The organism is Halomonas sp. 113 (assembly GCF_904067645.1).
Lineage (GTDB): Bacteria > Pseudomonadota > Gammaproteobacteria > Pseudomonadales > Halomonadaceae > Vreelandella > Vreelandella titanicae.
Genome location: NZ_LR881453.1, coordinates 2,344,632 through 2,362,368, shown reverse-complemented (window position 1 = coordinate 2,362,368; position 17,737 = coordinate 2,344,632). Strand labels below are relative to the sequence as shown.

The window sequence follows — 17,737 nt, the reverse complement described above, 5'->3', positions numbered from 1 at the left end:
GCGGTCTTTTTATATGCGTAGGATTAAGGCACTGTTAGGGGCCGCGTCACGTCACCGCAGCGTATACGCCAGGGACTTAAGGTTGCGGTATGCTGTTCGCCTTTCATTGCGATGCCATTGATTAAGGACGCACCGTGTTATCTCTTAAACGCCTGAGCCTGTTTACATTATTGATTTTCTTTCTTGGCTTGCTACCGCTAAGTGCAAACGCCCAATGGTTTTCATCGTCTAGCAACCAAGACGAATTTTTACCGGTTATGGAAGCCTTTCAGCCGACTGCTTGGCATGATGGCGATACGCTCTATATCGGCATGGATATCGCAGATGAGTACTACCTATATCGCCACCAGTTCGCGGTAGTCAGCCAAACGGGGGATGTCAGTCTCGGCGACCCCATTATCCCCCAAGGCATCTTTACCAACGATGAGTTTATGGGCGATGTGTATGTGTTCCGCGATCAGGTAGTGTTTGAAGTACCGCTGAAAGCACCCTACTCAGGCCCGCTCAATATTGCCCTGACCTTTCAAGGCTGCGCAGATGCCGGGCTCTGCTACCCTCCAGAGCAAACAACCCTAGAGGCCAGCGAAACCCAACCCCCCAGCCAGTTTTCCGATTGGCAAGCCGATAGTACGGCATCCAGTCCAACAGCCAACACTCCAGCCGCTAACACCTCTGAACAGATTGGTTTCGCCGCTCCCAAAAGCGAAGATAGCCGCTTTAGCGCTTTGATTAGCGATGCTAGCCTACCACTGGCGCTGGGGCTGTTTTTTATTGCTGGCCTGGGGCTTACCTTTACCCCCTGCGTGTTGCCGATGATTCCAATTTTGTCATCGATCGTGGTTGGCCAGAACCCCACCCGCCCCCGCGCCTTTGCCCTTTCGTTAAGCTATGTGCTTGGCATGGCGCTGACCTACGCCCTGGTCGGGGTGTTAATGGGATTGTTTGGCGCCGGGCTTAATCTTCAGGCGCGACTGCAGTCAGCACCGGTATTGATCATCTTTGCAGTGCTGTTCACGCTATTTGCCCTGGCCATGTTTGGGGCATTTAACCTCAATCTGTCGCCTCGTTTAGCCAACCGTGTTGACGCTTGGCAGGCACGCGCTCAGCGCAGTGGCCCGGCCGGCCTAGCGCTGGCTGGCGCCCTCTCGGTATTGGTGGTATCGCCCTGTGTAACGGCGCCTTTGGCCGGCGCGCTGGTGTTTATCTCTTCAACAGGGGATGCCGCGATGGGCGGCGCGGTGCTGTTTGCGCTGGGCATGGGCATGGGCGTGCCACTGCTTTTGGTCGGTACCTTTGGCGCCACGCTGCTGCCCCGTTCCGGCGCCTGGATGAACGGCGTAAAAATTGCCTTTGGCCTTTTACTGTTGGGCGTAGCGATTTGGATGGTCGAGCGTTTAGTGTCCGCGCCTATTGCGCTGCTGCTATGGGCAGCCCTTGCGATCGGCACGGCACTGGCACTTGGGGCGCTGAATTTCAATCAGCCGCAGGGGTGGCCGCGGGCACGCCAAACGCTGGGGCTTATGCTGCTAGCTTGGGGGATAGTGTTGGTGATTGGCGCCGCTCAGGGGGGTAGTAACCCCTTGCGCCCCCTTGCGGCAACCTCCAGCATTTCCGGCGAACCTCAGGCAGAAGCACTCGACTTCATCGAGGTCAACAGCTTAACTGAGCTTGAAGCGGCTATTGCACAAGCTGAAGACGCCAACCAGCCCGTCTTTGTCCACTTTACCGCCGACTGGTGTATTTCGTGCAAGCTGCTGGAGCGGGATGTTTACCCCGACCCGCAGGTCGTCGCAGCGCTTAATGATTACACCTTGATCGCCGCCGACGTCACCCGCACGGACTCTCAAAGTCGTGAGTTGCTCAACCAATATAATCTTTTCGGCCCACCCAGCCTGCTCTTTTTCAGCCAGGGTGAGGAGATTCGCGATGCACGCATTCAAGGCGAAGTGACCGCCGATCAGTTGCGCGAACATCTGGAGTCAGTTAGCCAGTGGCTAGCAAATAGCTAAGCTCAAACCCTATGCTGGCTACTCATTGAGGCACTAAAGCCGCTTTCTGACGCGAACATCGTCAAACAGTTGTTTAATTCTTAACTACATGATGGCTTGGACGTTGGCGTAGGCAGTTGCTGGACATCCTGGCACTTTTTCGGCAAACTCCGCTCCCATATTAGCTAAAAACTTGCTTTTTTAACGGTGAGAACGGGGTAACGTTCGCTAACATGCAGCGTTCTCTTCATTTTTAAATTTGGTTTACTGCGCAACGTACGCGCCATAAAGAGCTTCCTGCACTTATGCTCGCGCGCTTTGTGACTACCTTTTATGACATTGATGGGGCTATGCCATGGATATCCGCAAAGTTAAGAAACTGATTGAGCTACTCGAAGAGTCCAATATTAGCGAGATTGAAATTCAGGAAGGCGAAGAGTCAGTCCGCATCAGTCGTCACCCTAATGGCGCTTCGTGGCAGCCACAGCCGATGCCGCAGTATGCGCAGCAACCTGGCTATGCGCCTGCTCCCCCCGCAGCGGGTACTCCAGCATCAGCACCGGCTGCTGAAGCAGAGCCTCAGGGCGCAAGCTACCGTGGCGAGGCAGTCAACTCTCCCATGGTAGGCACCTTCTACCGCAGCCCAGCGCCGGGCGCCAAATCGTTTGTGGAAGTCGGCGATAGCGTCAAACAAGGTGACACTGTATGCATCATTGAAGCCATGAAAATGATGAACCAGATTGAAGCTGACCGTGACGGTGTAGTGGAAGCCATCCTGGTGGAAGATGGCGAGCCTGTAGAATTCGATCAACCCATGATCGTTATCGCTTAATCTTTCATTTTCAACACGGGTGGACTCTCCCATGCTGGACAAGGTACTTATCGCCAACCGCGGCGAGATTGCCCTCCGTATCCTACGGGCCTGTAAAGAACTCGGCATCAAAACCGTAGCGGTACACTCCAAAGCTGATCGTGAACTGATGCACGTTCGCCTGGCGGATGAAGCCGTGTGTATTGGCCCGGCATCGTCAGCGCAGTCTTACTTAAACATTCCGGCCCTGATCAGTGCAGCCGAAGTCACCGACTCGACCGCCATTCACCCCGGCTATGGCTTTTTGTCTGAAAACGCCAACTTTGCTGAACAGGTTGAGCGCTCAGGCTTTACCTTTATTGGCCCCCGCGCCGAGACGATTCGTCTGATGGGCGACAAAGTCAGCGCCATCCAGTCGATGAAGGAAGCGGGCGTTCCCACGGTGCCAGGCTCAGACGGCCCCTTGGGTGATGATGACGCAACGAATCTCGCCACGGCACGTCGCATTGGCTACCCGGTGATCATTAAGGCGGCCTCTGGCGGCGGTGGTCGTGGTATGCGCGTAGTGCACACGGAAGGCCATCTCCTTTCGGCGATTACCGTTACCCGCACTGAAGCCCACGCCGCCTTCGGTGACGGCACGGTCTACATGGAAAAATTCCTTGAGAAGCCGCGCCACGTGGAAGTACAAGTATTAGCCGACGGCCAGGGTAACGCGATCCATCTTTATGACCGCGACTGCTCGCTGCAACGTCGTCACCAGAAAGTGCTTGAAGAAGCCCCGGCGCCAGGCCTTGACCCAGATGCCCGCGCCCAGGTGCTTGAAGCGTGCCGTCAGGCATGTATCAAGATCAACTACCGTGGTGCGGGCACCTTTGAATTCTTGTATGAAGATGGCGAATACTTCTTCATCGAGATGAATACCCGCGTTCAGGTCGAGCACCCGGTCACCGAAATGGTCACTGGCGTGGATATCGTCAAAGAGCAGTTGCGTATTGCCTCAGGCCTGCCGCTGTCGATTCGCCAGGAAGACGTGCAACTCAACGGCCACTCCTTCGAGTGCCGTATTAACGCCGAAGACTCGCGTACCTTTATGCCGTCTCCCGGCAAGGTAACGCTGTTTCACGCACCGGGTGGCCTCGGCGTGCGGATGGATTCCCATCTCTATACCGGCTACACCGTGCCGCCGCACTATGACTCTCTGATCGGCAAGCTGATCAGTTGGGGCGCGGATCGTGAAATAGCCCTGACACGGATGCGTAACGCCCTCGACGAGCTGCTGGTGGAAGGCATTAAAACCAATATCGACTTACAAAAGGATTTGGTTCGCGACAGCTACTTCCGTCAAGGCGGTGTCAACATTCACTACCTGGAAAAGAAACTCGGCAGCTAATGCAGCAGCCAAGCGCTTTCCAGCGCACTGTGTGATACCCAGCGGGGTGGCCATGTCCACCCCGTCCTTGTCTTTACTCCATGTGTCTGTACTGTATTTGTCTTTAATTCGCCTTGCGGAGAACCTCCATGCCCTGGCTTCAACTCAAAGCCCACGTCGCCCCCGAACAGGCAGAGTTCCTAGAAGAACTACTGCTTGACGAAGGCGCAACGGCTATTGGTCTTCAGGATGCCCACGATGATCCGGTATTTGAGCCAGAGCGTGGCACCACACCACTGTGGGAAGATACCATCCTTACCGGCTTATACGATGACCTGGAGGGGGTCGAGAGCATGCTGGAGCGTATCGAGGCCGCCTGGTCAGAGCAGATGCCTGGAGAGCCCTGCCCGACCATCGAGTATGAGCTGCTCGCTGATCGAGATTGGGAGCGCGAGTGGATGGATGACTTCACGCCGCTGCGCATGGGTCAACGCCTGTGGATTGTACCCAGCTGGCACGAACCACCCGAGGCCGACGCCGTTAACCTGATACTCGACCCGGGCCTCGCCTTTGGTACCGGTACGCACCCCACCACAGCGCTGTGTCTTGAGTGGCTGGATGAGCTGGCCGTAACCGGTCACCTAGCTCAGCAAACCGTACTGGATGTGGGCTGCGGTTCTGGCATTCTCGCTATCGCCGCGCTCAAACTGGGCGCTAGCCACGCCGACGCCACCGACATTGATCCCCAGGCGCTGCAGGCCAGCCGAGACAACGCCGAACGGAATGGTATTGCCGAGTCGGACCTAAACCTCTACTACCCTGAGCAGTTAAGCGACGGCGGTGACTATCCTATCGTAACCGCCAATATTTTAGCGGGGCCGCTGGTCGAACTAGCGCCAATGATTGCCGGGCACGTGGCGCCAGGTGGGCGCATTGCGCTATCGGGGGTGTTGGCAAACCAGGCCAATGAGGTTTACGAGGCCTATGCAGCGCAAGGCATTGCTATGGATGAACCGGTGATTCGCGAAGGCTGGGTGCGGCTTAGTGGCTTGCGTCCACGTTAAAGCGGCAATTGGCCTTCACCCCACCACCGAGTAGGCGTATCATACGCCTCCTTGAAACACCTACTCGCCGTTAGCACTGCACCCATAGCTTAAAACCAACAAAGTCTGACGCCATGACGTTAACCACACTACCTGCCAGCATTGGCCCGTTTGCATTACCTAATCGAGTAATGCTTGCGCCCATGGCTGGCGTCACTGACCGACCTTTTCGCCAGCTATGCCGGCGGCTTGGGGCTGGCTGGGTAGTGGGCGAAATGGTCACTTCAGACCCTAGTTTGTGGCATACTCGTAAATCGCAGCTGCGCATGGATCACCGCGGTGAACCTGACCCGCGAGTGGTGCAAATTGCCGGAGGCGACGCTGAAATGCTCGCCCAGGCGGCGCGTTTGAATGCCGAGCTGGGCGCCCAGATTATCGATATCAATATGGGCTGCCCAGCTAAAAAAGTATGTAACAAGGCGGCAGGGTCGGCGCTCCTTCGAGATGAAGCCTTGGTGGCCGAAATTCTCGATGCAGTAGTGGCAGCAGTTGATATACCCGTGACGCTAAAAATACGCACGGGCTGGTGTGCCGAATCCAACAACGCCCTGCGCATTGCCCGGCTCGCCGAGTCAGCCGGCATTCAATCGTTAGCGATACATGGCCGTCATCGCCAGCAGCGCTATACTGGAAAAGCAGAGTACGACACAATTGCCGAGATTAAATCTCACCTATCGATCCCGGTGATTGCCAACGGCGACATAACAAGTCCGGAAAAAGCCGCCGAGGTACTCGCTTATACCGGCGCTGATGCCGTGATGGTAGGCCGCGCTGCGCAGGGCAACCCATGGATATTTCAACAGATCAGCCACTACCTCCAGCATGGAGAGCGGATGGCACTGCCAAATCTTTCGGAGCGTCACCAAGTGCTCCACGGGCACGTTGAGGCGCTGCATGAGTTCTATGGCACCACCATGGGTGTACGTATCGCGCGCAAGCATGTCGGCTGGTACCTCAGCGATGACCAACGCTTTACGCCGCCCCAACAGCGCGCGCTTAAGCAGCAGTTCAATGCGTTAGCGTCACCTGAAACGCAATTTGATTGGATCAACAACGCGATGGCCCCCGGCGCCGCCTCGCGTTTGCTAGCCAAAGGAAACCTTGCTGCATGACCGAACGCGATCTTCTCTCTAGCGACACCTATTCAAGCGATAGCTATTCCAATGATGTCGGCTCCAGCGATAGTTACTCCCATTTAGCAGGCACGCTAGCGGATCCTGCAGCCAACTCACCGCCGCAGCCGCTTCGGGAGGCAGTGGAAACGGCCATGCGACGCTACTTTGAACATTTAGATGGCAGCCAGGCGACCGATCTATACGCCATGGTGATGGCCGAAGTTGAGGCGCCTTTACTTGCCTGCGTCTTGGAGCACACCGACGGCAATCAGACCCGTGCCGCCGATGCGCTAGGGCTAAACCGTGGCACCCTGCGCAAAAAACTCAAGCTATACGGACTTATCGAAGGTGACGCCCCATAACCAGGGGCGTTGTTGTTTTTAATTCTCGACTCTGCACACGAGCACTCTAATGGCTGATACCCCTCTCATGGCTGATAATCCTTCCCTGACTGACAGCAACGCCACTCCCGTCCGCCGCGCCCTGCTGAGCGTTTCTGATAAAACCGGCATTGTGGAATTTGCTCGGGGCCTCACTGAGCACGGTGTTGAACTCCTCTCCACTGGTGGCACCTTCCGTCTACTGCAAGAAAATGCTATTGCCGTGAAAGAAGTGTCTGAGCACACAGGCTTCCCCGAAATCATGGATGGCCGCGTTAAAACGCTGCACCCGAAAATTCACGGCGGCATCTTGGCTCGTCGCGGCCAGGATGATGCGGTCATGGCTGAGAACGATATTACGCCAATCGACATGGTGGTGGTCAATCTCTACCCCTTTGCCGCCACGGTAGCCAAGCCCGACTGCACACTTGAAGATGCTATCGAGAATATCGATATCGGCGGCCCCACCATGGTTCGCGCCTGCGCCAAAAATCACGCCTACACCACTATCGTCGTCAATAGCAGTGACTACGCGCGAGTGCTGGGCGAGCTGGCCGCCCAAGATGGTCAGGTCAGTAGCGCTACGCGCTTTGACTTAGCGGTTAAAGCCTTTGAGCACACCGCCGGTTATGACGGCGCGATTGCTGACTACCTAGGCCGTAAGGTCAATGCCGCTGATGAAGCGTTCCCACGCACCTTTAACCTGCAGCTCGAGAAAAAGCAGGATATGCGGTACGGCGAAAACCCGCACCAAAAGGCAGCTTTCTACGTTGCCCCCCAGGCAAGCGAACCCAGCGTTGCCACGGCAAAAATGCTTCAGGGCAAACCCCTCTCGTATAACAACGTCGCCGATACCGACGCTGCATTTGAATGCGTAAAAGCGTTTAGCGAGACGGCCTGCGTGATTGTTAAGCATGCCAACCCTTGCGGCGTCGCCATTGGTGCAACCGCCTTAACAGCTTACGACAAAGCCTTTGCCACCGACCCTACCAGCGCGTTTGGCGGCATTATCGCCTTCAATACGCCGCTGGAAGCCGAAACCGCCCAGGCGATTATTGACCGCCAGTTTGTCGAGGTGATTATTGCCCCGGGCGTCAGCGATGAAGCTGCCGCAATCGTGGCTAATAAGCAAAACGTACGCTTACTGGACGTCAGCGCTCACTGGCCCGGCGAGCAACAGCCTGCACTAGACTTTAAGCGCGTCAACGGCGGCTTGCTGGTGCAAGAACGTGACGACGGAATGGTCACCCGCGACGAATTGACCGTGGTCAGTCAGCGCGCTCCCAGCGAGCAGGAACTGCGTGACCTTGCTTTTGCTTGGCGGGTAGCTAAATTCGTTAAGTCCAACGCCATTGTGTATGCCAAAGAGGGCCAAACGGTGGGCGTTGGCGCGGGTCAAATGAGCCGTGTTTATTCGGCTAAAATTGCAGGCATCAAGGCCGCAGACGAAGGCCTTTCGGTTCCCGGCTCGGTGATGGCGTCTGATGCTTTCTTCCCTTTCCGTGACGGCATCGATGCTGCCGCAGCAGCAGGTATTACCGCGGTTATTCAGCCCGGTGGTTCCATGCGTGATCAGGAAGTGATCGACGCCGCCAACGAAGCAGGCATTGCCATGGTATTTACCGGTATGCGCCACTTCCGCCACTAAGTCCGCTAAATAACCCAGATTAGAAACACAAAGCCCCTTAGGCGCTCTTTTGATAGGAGCATGCCTAAGGGGCTTTCTTACTATCATCAATAAACGCTAATCAATCACTGCCTATCGACTCAATATCGAGTTTCTAGCCAATATTGAGCCTTTCAGCCCAGATCAATACACAGATACTTGGTTTCCAGATACTCTTCCAAGCCCTGATGACCACCTTCGCGGCCTAGGCCCGAGGCTTTTACCCCCCCAAAGGGCGCAGCAGCGTTAGAAATGGCGCCAGTATTAATACCCACCATACCGTACTCCAGCGCCTCGGCGACACGCCATACGCGCGCAAGATCACGGGAGTAGAAATAAGACGCCAGGCCATACTGGGTATCGTTGGCCATCTCAATAGCGGTCTCTTCATCATCAAACGGGAAGACAGCAGCTAGCGGGCCAAAGGTCTCTTCGTGGGCCACCTTCATCTTGTCAGTGGCAAAACTGATCAGCGTAGGCGTGAAGAAATTACCCCCCAGCGGGTGCGGATGCCCACCTAACAGCAGCTCAGCGCCATTATCAATGGCGTCCTGCACATGTTCACTGACTTTCTTAACAGCATTTTCATCGATAAGCGGCCCAATATTAATATTGGGCTTGGTGCCATCACCCACATGCAGCTCGCTGTTCATGGCAACGGCCAGCTTTTCACAAAAGGCGTTAATTACACTGGACTGAACCAGGAAGCGATTAGTGCAGACACAGGTTTGCCCGGCGTTACGGAATTTAGCGGCCATGGCGCCTTCCACAGCGGCGTCTAAATCGGCATCCTCAAACACGATAAAGGGCGCATTACCGCCTAGCTCTAGCGATATTTTTTGGATATGTTCCGCCGCTTGGGCCATCAGCTTGCGCCCTACTTCAGTCGAACCCGTAAAGGTGATCTTGCGCACTTTGGGAGATTGGGTCATCGCTTGGGCAATATCGCTAGCGCTACCTGGCACCACATTAAAGACGCCGCGTGGGATGCCTGCCCGCTCAGCCAACAGCGCCAAGGCTGTTGCGGAAAACGGCGTTTGGCTAGCGGGCTTCACCACTATCGTGCAGCCAGCAGCCAATGCAGCCCCGGCTTTACGGGTAATCATCGCCGCAGGGAAATTCCAGGGCGTGATCGCACCAACAACACCGACTGGCTGCTTGGCAACCACAATGCGTTGATTGGCGTTAGCCGCGGGAATCGTTTCACCATAAACGCGCCGCGCCTCTTCGGCAAACCAGCGTAAGAAGCTGGCTGCATAGGCAATTTCGCCTGCGGCTTCTTTAAGTGGCTTGCCCTGCTCAAATGTCATCAGCATGGCTAAATCCTGCTGATGCTCCAACATCAGGTCGTGCCACTTCATCAGCAAGTCAGCGCGTTCTTGAGCAGTCAACGCCCGCCAAGCCGGTAGCGCAGCGTCCGCCGCATCAATGGCCCGCTCGGTTTCGGCTTTACCCAAGCGAGGTATATCGCCAATCGCTTCACCGGTGGCCGGATTCAATACCGTGATCTGCTCACCGCTATCTGCCGCGACCCAACTGCCGTCAATATAGGCAAAGGGGCAATATAGCTGTGTTTCTTTAAGCGCTTCCATGACAGGCTCCTGACCAAAAATGATGGCCTTGTAGGCTCATTAACGTCTTCATGCTAAGACGAAACACCCCTTTAAACCAAATTTACGGCGTGCATAATCGGTCAATGACAACCGTACACGTTAGCTAATGAGCATTAAAAATTCTTGCCGGGTTGCTTGGTTTTGACGAAATCCACCCAGCATGACAGACGATGTCATGCTGGAGTTTTGCTTCTCCACGCCACGCATCATCATGCAGAGGTGCCGCGCTTCAATAACCACAGCAACGCCCTTTGCCTCGGTCACTTCCTGCACCGCCTCTGCAATCTCGCGGGTTAGGTTCTCCTGAATCTGCATACGGCGAGCATACATATCGACGATTCTGGCAAATTTAGATAGCCCCAACACTTTGCCGTTAGGCAAATAGGCGATATGGCATTTGCCTATGAACGGTAACAGGTGGTGCTCGCACATTGAGTAGAGCTCAATGTCTTTTACCAACACCATCTCATCCGTTTGCGACTCAAACACCGCCCCATTGATAATGTCGTCCAATGACTGAGTGTAGCCCGCATTGAGAAACTGCATGGCCTTGGCCGCACGTTTAGGCGTATCTCGCAGACCTTCCCGGGCGGGGTCTTCGCCAAGTGCTGAGATTATCTGGCGGTAGTGCTCGGCGATATCATCGGACATATTTAGCCTCATCAATAGGTATCTCAAAAACGATGCGCAATCGCTTCCAGGTGGTCACCAAGGTCATCCCCTTTTGCGCATGAAAAAGTAACATCATTATTAGGAGGACATTAATCAGCGTCATCCACCACCTTCATTGTACAAAAGGTATACTTTAAAAAAGCACTGCACAACGAGTATTAAGCAAAGAGTGTATTTTACCGCATCTAGGCTGCCTGTGGCTCCCCAGGCTTTGTACGAAAACTGCTGGCCCTCACTCAGGGGCTTTTTTGCGCAGCCTTGAACTGCGTCAGAGCGCCGCGCCACTCAATTTGTCCCCCCAATGCCTGTGATATAATAAAGCGTTTTTATTTAACTGCCTTTATTGCAGGCGCCAACATTGAGAGCTCGCCATGTCATTCAAGCCAACGCCTTTGTGGTTAACCGCCCTTGCAGCCCCCTTTCTTGCTACACCGCTCTTGGCTACCGCTGCAGACGCTACGCTTTCGCTGCCCAATGAAGCAACCGTCGGCGTAGAGGTTGTGGAAGAGCTTGCGTTTGAATCAAACCAAACGCGCCTTAACGATATTTTGCTACACCCTACTCAGGCTGCTAGCGCCTCACACTCTTTACCGGAATACTGCGTTATCGTAGGCAGGGCGCAACGGGTTGATGAGCGCATTCGCGTTACCACCCAAGAGGCGACCTGTATTGAAACACACGACGCTGACAGCGATATTTTCACTGGCGAATTTAGCGCCAGCGCTTATGGCGAAGATGGCCAATATGGTATCGCCTGCGAAGGTTCACAGTGCGCACTCTCCCCTGGTCAGACATTCCTTCTCACACTGGATCAACCCGTAGAGATTGAAGAACTGGACAATCCGTCTGCAGAGCTTAACGAACAGCGTCGCCAAGCAGACGGAGAAGGTATCGCCAACCCTGTGCCGCGCGACGAAGCCGTGCCTGATTGACCTTGTTCTAATATCGCCATAAAAAGTCAGTGGTGAGCTGAAAGCTCATTACGCCAGCCAGCGTGGGTTCTCTAACTGCAGGCACTGCTGCTCTAATTGGCGGATATGCTGATCCCAGTAGCCACTATCCGCCAGCCAGGGGAACGCCCGAGGAAAAGCGGGATCCTCCCAACGTGATACCAGCCACGCTGAGTGCCTGATCAGCCGATAACTCCTAAGCGGCTCGATAAGCGCCATCTGCTCGCTAGGAAACGGGCACGTCTCTTCATACCCTTCGGTAATTTCACTTAACTGCGATCGCCATCCCTGCGGGTCATCGGTGGGCAGTAGCATCCAAATATCCTGCATGGCGGGCGCCATGGTGCAGTCGTCAAAATCGACCAGGGTAAACTGCTCGTCACGCCCCAGCACATTCCCCAAATGGCAGTCGCCATGGCAGCGAATCATGCTGCTGGCGGGCACATTATGTTTTAGGAGCTGCTGGTGAACCTTTTCGATCACACGGTCATAGGCCCGGCGCTGATGACGGCTCATCCAATTGCTGGCCAGCACGCGCTGCTGAGCATCAAGAATACCGCTCGCCATTTCTAAACGCGGGCGATGCTGAAAGGTTTTTTTAGCTGACACTTGGTGCAACCGCCCCAGCAACTCCCCCATGGCAAATAGGTGCGATGGATTATCAAGCTCTGGCGCCTGGCCGGGGCAATGGGGGAACAGCGTAAACCGAAAGCCCTTAAAATAGTGCAAAGACGTCCCCGCCTTATCACGCCAAGGGGCAACGACCGACACCTGTTGATCTACCAGCTCCTGCAGAAAATCATGCTCTTCCTGAATCGCACTGTCTGACCAACGATCAGGCCGATAAAACTTAACAATCCAGTTCTTGCCATCGTCATCGCGAAATAGCAGTACACGGTTTTCATAGCTATTTAGCGCAAAAGGCTCGCCTGCAGGCCAAATATCCAGCGACTCCACTGCAGACATCACTAAATCAGGCGAAAGAGAGCTAAACGGGTGTGACATAGGCCACTCCTGGGTTGGCGAAAGAGCTAATGAATAAGCGAAAAGACTATTCTATCAATCCTTACCTAACGGTGTCCGTGCGGCCGCCCAAATATCAACACGTTTGGCACCTGCCTCCAGCGCAGCGCGCCCTAATGCGTTGCCTGTGGATCCGGTGGTGACCACATCATCGATTATTAACAAATGCGCCGGGGGCGGTGATTCAAAGACAAAGGCACCCGCCAGGTTGGCAGCCCGTTGGCGGCGGTTCAGCGTGCGCTGAGAGGGGGAATCCTTTACTCGCTTGGCAGTCACCATTGGCACCCCAAGCTGGCGGCTGAGATGTTCGGCCAACCAGTGCGACTGGTTAAATCCTCGGGTGCACGCATGCGTGGTAGTCATAGGCACTGATAGAAGTGCGTTTCCCAGGTCTATCGGCGGGGTTAAGAGCATCAATTCAGCCAATAGCGTGCCCGCCCGCGGAGAAGCATGAAATTTAAAATCATGTACCAACTGTTTGATCGACCCTTGATACAACAGCCCCGCTTGGGTGGTCGAAAATGCCGGTGGGTCAACTAAGCAGTGCCCACAAAAGCTCGTACCATGAGCAACTGGGTCACCGCATTGGCGACAGGCATGTAGGTTCCACGGCAGCTCGTAAAAACAGGTTGCGCACCACCCTTGCCCTGCGGATGCCGGCGCCAAACAAAATGCGCAGTAGCCGGGCATGGCCTGCTTTACCCAATTACTACCCCACTGTAGCCACCCCTTTAATGCCATGCCCTCTCCTGACTGCCATATGCATTAATATCAAATCATTGATTGACTTCTATCACAAATTTGATAATATACGCCTCGTCTTAGCGGATGTGGTGGAATTGGTAGACACGCTAGATTTAGGTTCTAGTGCCGTAAGGTGTGGGAGTTCGAGTCTCCCCATCCGCACCAATTACTTGTTAGTTTTCAAGAAGTTAGCACAACCCTTCTTGTATTTTGAATAGCTTCCAAACAGCTTGATGTTAGCGCTACCTGGATAGCTTTTGGTCAGTATTCTTCGCAAAATACCTTCTCTTCGTTTGAAAAATACCAATGGCTTAATGCCATTTTTTTGTGTGTCTGTTATTTGCTTAATACTACCTCTATCAAAGGCCGATTTGGCTGACTTACCCCCACTTTTCCGCTAGTCTCTATTCCTAAATAATGCTACCCAACCTCCCTCAATGGCTATCCTCAAAAGCCCGCGTCAGGGATTAACACCAATAACAATGAGAAGGATCTCATATAATGGAATGGCTCAACGATAATGCTCAGGCAATCTCGGCTGTAGCGAGCATTTGCACACTCTTTGTATGGGTATTTTACGCCCAGCTACTTTATAACGGCTATGTGCGACAGCGTCGCCCCCGCGTGATCATTAATCGCGGCAAAGGTATCGGCGTGGACTCCATCTGCTTAATCAGCAATATGAGCAGCGAAGCGATCTATGTTCAACACCTGGTAGCGGTACTGCATACCCAAAAGGGCAGTTACTCCCTTGACGTAGTGGAGTACCAGCAGCACGGTGGTGAACAGCAAACGGGTAGCCAACAAGGTGAGCAACAAGAACCCAGCTACCGCACTCATCAAGGCCCGCTAGCTTCCGGGGATTATCTGAACATTCAATCGTTTGGTGATATTGTGAATCAGGTTAAAGATTATTGGGAAATCGATGATAATCTACTGCAAGAACAGAATATTCAGCTTGAAATTCGCGTTATCGCTATTTATGGCTCCGAGGATATGCCGACAGGCGCGTCACGAACCTTTAACCTCGACCTTAACGCGCCACCCAATCACCAGCTTATCCCGGCGAGCGTCGATACGGATCGACTCAATAGCCGTGGCCAACGCAAGCGTGTGCTGGAGTGGGCAAAAGAGATCGAGACCCATAAAGCACGCTAAATAAACGCTATTGTTAAGCAGCGACGCCCCATTACCGAGACTATCGACGATGCATAAACTGTTAACCCTCTGCTGGCTTGGCCTACTCACTACGGTTTCGACAAATGTGTATGCCGAAGAGGAAGATAGTGACTTACCCGAGTGGGCGGAAGAGCGCATTGAGCCGTTTCGTGAAAGTGTAGGCAACTGGGTTGATAACACATCGCGCCGCATCGATGGATTCTTTGGCACTGACGACCATATGCAGGTCAACAACGAGTCCTATCTACGTTTCGGCCAAGAGATTGATTGGATGGAGGGGGATGGCACCCGCGGCGACACCACCCTTCGTTACCGTATTGACCTACCTACCTCAGAGGATCGCCTGCGACTGGTCATCGAGAGTGACCCGGAAGAGTCGCAAGGCACCCTAGAAGAGCAGGGCTCTGGGCGCCTTGCCAATGACCAGCGTGACCGTCGCAGCTCTACGCTCGGCCTGGATTGGTTAGAAAGCCGAGATAAACGCGAAAACTGGAGCAATCGAGTAGGTGCCGGTGTTCGCCTGCGCCTCCCTCTTGACCCCTACGTGCGTTTTACCAGCGAGCGCCTGTGGCAACTGGGTGAAGGGCCGTGGCAGCTTGAGTCAAATAACCGCGTCTCATGGTTCAACAATGAAGGCTACTCAGCGCGCACACGCTGGGATGTCGGCCGACCGTTGAGCAAACGCCGCCATTTACGCTTTATCTCGACAGTTCAGTGGCGCGAGGAAGAAGACAAACTGGAGTACAGTGAAGTTGCCGAAATCAATCACCGCATCAACCGCCGCAGTGCACTGCGCTACTCGGCTATCGCCATCGGCGAAAGTGTGTCCAATCCTCGCATGACTAATTACTACCTTCAGACGCGCTACCGCCGTGATCTTCATAAAGGTATTTTATTCGCCGATGTGATTCCGGAGCTACACTTCCAGCGCGATGTCAGCTACGACCCACGCTGGGCGATGACCCTGCGCCTTGAGATGTATTTTCAGCGCAAAATTAGCCACGACTACTTTTAAGCGTTATGTACAGATGAGTGAGTTCACACGTTCATCTACACACGCAACGCGGGCGGCCTTTTAGAGCCGCCCACCTATGCAACACGCCTTTGTCTTACCACGGCCAAGAAACTACAGCCGTAAACCGCCGTCACACTCGATGATGCGCCCAGAGAAGTAGTCGTTCTCCATAATAAAGGCAACGCTTTGGGCAATATTATCGGGCTCACCCAAACGCTTTAACGGCACGCTTGACGAGATACGCTCCAACATATCAGGACGCATCGCAGCGGTCATTTCGGTAGCCACAAACCCAGGCGCTACGGTGCCGGTACGAATACCATAGCGTGCCAACTCCTGGCTCCAAGTGACTGTCAACGCATGTACGCCCGCTTTTGCGGCAGCGTAATTGCTTTGCCCCATATTGCCTGCCCGGGAAATACTGGAGATATTGACGATCACGCCTTCATGTCCGGTTTCAATCATCTGAGTGGCGGCTTCGCGACCACACAGGAAAACGCCAGTTAAATTGACATTAATAACGTTTTGCCAAGCCTCTAAGGACATGCGCTTTTCCACTTGCCCCTCTTTGGCTTTTACCAGCAGCGCATCCTGGGTAATGCCCGCATTATTGACACAACCGCTGATAGGCCCCATGCGTTGCGCGATATCGGCAAACGTCTGAGTCACGGAGGCTTCTTCGGCGACATTCACCACAAACGCCTGGGCATCGATACCTTCAGCGGCAAGTTGCGATACTGCCTGATCAAGCGCTTCAGCGCTCATATCCAATAGCGCCATGCGTGCACCCTGCCTGCCCAAGCGCAGCGCCATGGCATAACCCAACCCTCGCGCCCCACCCGTGACTGCAATGACTTTATCGGTAAGTACCATTCGTGACTCCTTACAAAAGATTAAACCAGCTTCATTGTGCATCGCAGCATAGAAGAATTATGGACATAAATCGAGCTACATCATCGCTGGAATACGCCATGTCAGCTGCTTGCTATTTATATTTATGTCACCATATTACGCATTTACGACTGTTATCGAGTCGCTTTTTCGGGAGTTAGCCATGCCTATTCTTATTTTTATATCACTTTTCACTCTACTGGATTTTGTGGTTCTGTTTTCGATTGGCAGCCAGATCGGCCTATTCACCACCCTACTTTTAGTGCTCGGCACAGGTTTTGCCGGGCTACACCTGATTCGTAAAGAGGGTGTATCCACCTTTGCGCGGGCACGCCAGCGCATGGAGGCTGGTGAACTCCCCTCCAGTGAGCTATTAACTGGCGCTGCACTTATCTTCGGCGGTGCCTTATTAATGGCCCCAGGCTTTTTGTCTGATGCAGTAGGCTTGGCATGCTTGATCCCCAGCGCGCGGCAATTGATGTTCAAAGCACTTACCTGGCTGGGGCTTAAAAAAGTTGCCGGACAACAGCAAGGCCCCAGCGCTTCATCAGCTCGGCCCAATGAATATCAAAACAGCCAGTCTTCACAACAGGATGGCCCGATTGAAGGTGATTTTATTAGTCGAGATGAGCCCCCACGCCGTCGCTGAGGTTTTCTTCGGAAGAAATTCAGCGGAAAAGCAATTTTTTTATTACTCGCCCCCTTGAAAGGCCATTCGCAGCCCCCATTTTTCATTCAGCACACAAATTCGGCAGCGATCGAGACGGTAGCTGCCATTAACAAAGAAGACCGTGAGGTCTTCACTTCTCGCGGGTTACTCCCTCGAGAACACTTTTAGGCTAACCGCCCTCACCAGGGCTTCAACCATACTCAGGAGAACGTGAATGAATATCCGTCCTTTGCACGATCGTGTCATCGTCCGTCGCGTTGAAGAAGAGCAAAAAACCGCAGGCGGCATCGTGCTTCCGGGCAATGCAGCAGAAAAACCGACACGCGGTGAAATACTCGCCGTCGGTAATGGTCGCATTCTGGAAAATGGCGATGTCCGTCCGCTAGACGTTAAGGTTGGCGATAACGTGATCTTTAAAGATGGCTATGGCGTCGAGAAGCAAAAAATCGACGGCGAAGAAGTCTTGATCATGAGCGAAGCCGATATTCTTGCCGTTGTTGAAGGCTAAGCATCGTTGCAGCTGGTACTTATTTAACCAGTGCTTC

At 54.0% G+C, this 17,737-nt stretch carries 17 protein-coding genes and 1 tRNA gene; 13 read left to right on the top strand and 5 right to left on the bottom strand.

Features of this window, described 5'->3' with window-relative positions; genetic code table 11:
• Window positions 1–134: 134 nt before the first annotated feature.
• From dsbD to purH, 7 genes are all read left to right on the top strand, one after another.
• Window positions 135–2,009: a protein-disulfide reductase DsbD gene (gene dsbD / locus YERSI8AC_RS11010; RefSeq protein WP_159176747.1), complete on the top strand. Its 1,875-nt coding sequence runs from the start codon at window positions 135–137 to the stop codon at window positions 2,007–2,009.
• A 334-nt stretch (window positions 2,010–2,343) separates the two neighbouring features.
• On the top strand, window positions 2,344–2,820 hold the full coding sequence (gene accB / locus YERSI8AC_RS11005; protein WP_159176746.1) for an acetyl-CoA carboxylase biotin carboxyl carrier protein: 477 nt from the start codon (window positions 2,344–2,346) through the stop codon (window positions 2,818–2,820).
• A gap of 31 nt (window positions 2,821–2,851) precedes the next feature.
• Window positions 2,852–4,192 carry an acetyl-CoA carboxylase biotin carboxylase subunit gene (accC, locus tag YERSI8AC_RS11000; RefSeq protein WP_027959283.1) on the top strand — a complete coding sequence of 447 codons (1,341 nt, stop codon included), beginning with the start codon at window positions 2,852–2,854 and terminating at the stop codon, window positions 4,190–4,192.
• 128 nt (window positions 4,193–4,320) lie between these two features.
• Window positions 4,321–5,235, top strand: a complete 915-nt coding sequence (prmA, locus tag YERSI8AC_RS10995; RefSeq protein ID WP_141441170.1) for a 50S ribosomal protein L11 methyltransferase — start codon at window positions 4,321–4,323, stop codon at window positions 5,233–5,235.
• A 113-nt stretch (window positions 5,236–5,348) separates the two neighbouring features.
• Window positions 5,349–6,386, top strand: a complete 1,038-nt coding sequence (gene dusB / locus YERSI8AC_RS10990; protein WP_159176745.1) for a tRNA dihydrouridine synthase DusB — start codon at window positions 5,349–5,351, stop codon at window positions 6,384–6,386.
• Entirely contained in the window at window positions 6,383–6,751 is a 369-nt protein-coding gene (gene fis / locus YERSI8AC_RS10985; RefSeq protein ID WP_022523661.1) for a DNA-binding transcriptional regulator Fis, read from the top strand. Before dusB ends, fis begins: the two co-directional genes overlap by 4 nt.
• A 49-nt stretch (window positions 6,752–6,800) precedes the next feature.
• Complete coding sequence (gene purH, locus YERSI8AC_RS10980) at window positions 6,801–8,417, top strand: bifunctional phosphoribosylaminoimidazolecarboxamide formyltransferase/IMP cyclohydrolase (protein ID WP_201304212.1); 1,617 nt, start codon at window positions 6,801–6,803, stop codon at window positions 8,415–8,417.
• Window positions 8,418–8,569: 152 nt separating this feature from the next.
• On the opposite strand, the gene YERSI8AC_RS10975 is transcribed toward purH, so the two are convergent.
• Together YERSI8AC_RS10975 and folE are read right to left on the bottom strand one after the other, a co-directional pair.
• Window positions 8,570–10,027, bottom strand: coding sequence for an NAD-dependent succinate-semialdehyde dehydrogenase (locus YERSI8AC_RS10975; protein WP_022523663.1), 1,458 nt, complete (start codon window positions 10,025–10,027; stop codon window positions 8,570–8,572).
• 120 nt (window positions 10,028–10,147) lie between these two features.
• On the bottom strand, window positions 10,148–10,699 hold the full coding sequence (folE, locus tag YERSI8AC_RS10970) for a GTP cyclohydrolase I FolE (RefSeq protein WP_022523664.1): 552 nt from the start codon (window positions 10,697–10,699) through the stop codon (window positions 10,148–10,150).
• A 392-nt stretch (window positions 10,700–11,091) separates the two neighbouring features.
• Between folE and YERSI8AC_RS10965 the strand changes: the two genes are divergently transcribed.
• A complete protein-coding gene (locus tag YERSI8AC_RS10965; RefSeq protein WP_009286567.1) occupies window positions 11,092–11,652 on the top strand; it encodes a hypothetical protein in 561 nt (186 codons plus the stop codon).
• A gap of 48 nt (window positions 11,653–11,700) precedes the next feature.
• Here YERSI8AC_RS10965 and YERSI8AC_RS10960 read toward each other — a convergent pair whose 3' ends face one another.
• Together YERSI8AC_RS10960 and YERSI8AC_RS10955 are read right to left on the bottom strand one after the other, a co-directional pair.
• The gene (locus YERSI8AC_RS10960) at window positions 11,701–12,675 is read right to left on the bottom strand and encodes a serine/threonine protein kinase (protein WP_041158432.1); all 975 of its coding nucleotides are present in this window, start codon (window positions 12,673–12,675) and stop codon (window positions 11,701–11,703) included.
• A gap of 54 nt (window positions 12,676–12,729) precedes the next feature.
• A complete protein-coding gene (locus YERSI8AC_RS10955; RefSeq protein WP_236557290.1) occupies window positions 12,730–13,434 on the bottom strand; it encodes a ComF family protein in 705 nt (234 codons plus the stop codon).
• A gap of 83 nt (window positions 13,435–13,517) precedes the next feature.
• Between YERSI8AC_RS10955 and YERSI8AC_RS10950 the strand changes: the two genes are divergently transcribed.
• The 3 genes from YERSI8AC_RS10950 (at window position 13,518) to YERSI8AC_RS10940 (ending at window position 15,631) form a co-directional block, all read left to right on the top strand.
• Window positions 13,518–13,602 (top strand) — tRNA-Leu (locus YERSI8AC_RS10950).
• 336 nt (window positions 13,603–13,938) lie between these two features.
• Window positions 13,939–14,595: a hypothetical protein gene (locus YERSI8AC_RS10945; protein WP_159176744.1), complete on the top strand. Its 657-nt coding sequence runs from the start codon at window positions 13,939–13,941 to the stop codon at window positions 14,593–14,595.
• 49 nt (window positions 14,596–14,644) lie between these two features.
• Window positions 14,645–15,631: a hypothetical protein gene (locus YERSI8AC_RS10940; RefSeq protein ID WP_027959276.1), complete on the top strand. Its 987-nt coding sequence runs from the start codon at window positions 14,645–14,647 to the stop codon at window positions 15,629–15,631.
• A 111-nt stretch (window positions 15,632–15,742) separates the two neighbouring features.
• On the opposite strand, the gene YERSI8AC_RS10935 is transcribed toward YERSI8AC_RS10940, so the two are convergent.
• On the bottom strand, window positions 15,743–16,504 hold the full coding sequence (locus YERSI8AC_RS10935) for an SDR family oxidoreductase (RefSeq protein ID WP_027959275.1): 762 nt from the start codon (window positions 16,502–16,504) through the stop codon (window positions 15,743–15,745).
• Between the two features lie 181 nt (window positions 16,505–16,685).
• On the opposite strand from YERSI8AC_RS10935, the gene YERSI8AC_RS10930 reads away from it, so the two are divergent.
• Both YERSI8AC_RS10930 and YERSI8AC_RS10925 read left to right on the top strand, forming a co-directional pair.
• The gene (locus YERSI8AC_RS10930; protein ID WP_027959274.1) at window positions 16,686–17,171 is read left to right on the top strand and encodes an FxsA family protein; all 486 of its coding nucleotides are present in this window, start codon (window positions 16,686–16,688) and stop codon (window positions 17,169–17,171) included.
• A gap of 235 nt (window positions 17,172–17,406) precedes the next feature.
• Window positions 17,407–17,700, top strand: coding sequence for a co-chaperone GroES (locus tag YERSI8AC_RS10925; protein ID WP_027959273.1), 294 nt, complete (start codon window positions 17,407–17,409; stop codon window positions 17,698–17,700).
• Window positions 17,701–17,737: the final 37 nt, after the last annotated feature.

Bases quoted from the DNA above. Each gene is read 5' to 3' on its own strand.
- fis (WP_022523661.1), top strand. From the start codon at position 6,383: ATGACCGAACGCGATCTTCTCTCTAGCGACACCTATTCAAGCGATAGC.
- YERSI8AC_RS10945 (WP_159176744.1), top strand. From the start codon at position 13,939: ATGGAATGGCTCAACGATAATGCTCAGGCAATCTCGGCTGTAGCGAGC.
- YERSI8AC_RS10955 (WP_236557290.1), bottom strand. From the start codon at position 13,434: ATGGCATTAAAGGGGTGGCTACAGTGGGGTAGTAATTGGGTAAAGCAG.
- folE (WP_022523664.1), bottom strand. From the start codon at position 10,699: ATGTCCGATGATATCGCCGAGCACTACCGCCAGATAATCTCAGCACTT.
- YERSI8AC_RS10930 (WP_027959274.1), top strand. From the start codon at position 16,686: ATGCCTATTCTTATTTTTATATCACTTTTCACTCTACTGGATTTTGTG.
- YERSI8AC_RS10975 (WP_022523663.1), bottom strand. From the start codon at position 10,027: ATGGAAGCGCTTAAAGAAACACAGCTATATTGCCCCTTTGCCTATATT.
- prmA (WP_141441170.1), top strand. From the start codon at position 4,321: ATGCCCTGGCTTCAACTCAAAGCCCACGTCGCCCCCGAACAGGCAGAG.
- YERSI8AC_RS10935 (WP_027959275.1), bottom strand. From the start codon at position 16,504: ATGGTACTTACCGATAAAGTCATTGCAGTCACGGGTGGGGCGCGAGGG.
- YERSI8AC_RS10960 (WP_041158432.1), bottom strand. From the start codon at position 12,675: ATGTCACACCCGTTTAGCTCTCTTTCGCCTGATTTAGTGATGTCTGCA.
- accB (WP_159176746.1), top strand. From the start codon at position 2,344: ATGGATATCCGCAAAGTTAAGAAACTGATTGAGCTACTCGAAGAGTCC.
- YERSI8AC_RS10940 (WP_027959276.1), top strand. From the start codon at position 14,645: ATGCATAAACTGTTAACCCTCTGCTGGCTTGGCCTACTCACTACGGTT.
- YERSI8AC_RS10965 (WP_009286567.1), top strand. From the start codon at position 11,092: ATGTCATTCAAGCCAACGCCTTTGTGGTTAACCGCCCTTGCAGCCCCC.
- dusB (WP_159176745.1), top strand. From the start codon at position 5,349: ATGACGTTAACCACACTACCTGCCAGCATTGGCCCGTTTGCATTACCT.
- purH (WP_201304212.1), top strand. From the start codon at position 6,801: ATGGCTGATACCCCTCTCATGGCTGATAATCCTTCCCTGACTGACAGC.
- YERSI8AC_RS10925 (WP_027959273.1), top strand. From the start codon at position 17,407: ATGAATATCCGTCCTTTGCACGATCGTGTCATCGTCCGTCGCGTTGAA.
- accC (WP_027959283.1), top strand. From the start codon at position 2,852: ATGCTGGACAAGGTACTTATCGCCAACCGCGGCGAGATTGCCCTCCGT.